The following is a 671-nucleotide window of genomic DNA, read 5'->3' on the forward strand; positions in this document are numbered from 1 at the left end:
TTGCCGGGGTGGCGGAACTGGCAGACGCACAGGACTTAAAATCCTGCGGTAGGTGACTACCGTACCGGTTCGATTCCGGTCCTCGGCACCATATGCGCCCGTAGCTCAATTGGATAGAGCGTTTGACTACGGATCAAAAGGTTAGGGGTTCGACTCCTCTCGGGCGCGCCATATAAACGGGAAGTAGCTCAGCTTGGTAGAGCACATGGTTTGGGACCATGGGGTCGCAGGTTCGAATCCTGTCTTCCCGACCACTATTCAACGGGGCCTTAGCTCAGCTGGGAGAGCGCCTGCTTTGCACGCAGGAGGTCAGCGGTTCGATCCCGCTAGGCTCCACAAATTTGAAATTTGCTCTTTGAAAACTGAACAAAAACAACCAGTATGTCAAGAAAAAGAAAACTTGTTTTTCTTTTGAAGATAGAGGTATTTAACCTCTGAAAAGCTAAGAACTTCAAATTGATTGGTGTCAATTTGAACAAACTTTTTTGGAGAGTTTGATCTTGGCTCAGGACGAACGCTGGCGGCGTGCCTAATACATGCAAGTCGAGCGCTGGAAGCTACTTTCATCCCTTCGGGGATGAAAGTAGTGGAAAGAGCGGCGGACGGGTGAGTAACACGTGGGCAACCTACCTGTAAGACTGGGATAACTCGCGGAAACGTGAGCTAATACC

Annotated in this window: 4 tRNA genes and 1 rRNA gene; all 5 read left to right on the top strand. The window is 50.1% G+C overall.

The features are described 5' to 3' along the window. Positions 1-2 precede the first annotated feature (2 nt). Positions 3-91 (top strand) — tRNA-Leu (locus tag A9178_RS18390). A 3-nt stretch (positions 92-94) separates the two neighbouring features. Then, positions 95-171, top strand: a tRNA-Arg gene (locus tag A9178_RS18395). A 6-nt stretch (positions 172-177) separates the two neighbouring features. After that, positions 178-254: transfer RNA gene (locus A9178_RS18400), tRNA-Pro, on the top strand. A 9-nt stretch (positions 255-263) separates the two neighbouring features. Next, positions 264-336 (top strand) — tRNA-Ala (locus A9178_RS18405). Between the two features lie 146 nt (positions 337-482). After that, positions 483-671: ribosomal RNA gene (locus A9178_RS18410) — 16S ribosomal RNA — on the top strand; the annotation flags it as partial.

This window comes from Oceanobacillus sp. Castelsardo, from assembly GCF_001659985.1.
Lineage (GTDB): Bacteria > Bacillota > Bacilli > Bacillales > Amphibacillaceae > Oceanobacillus.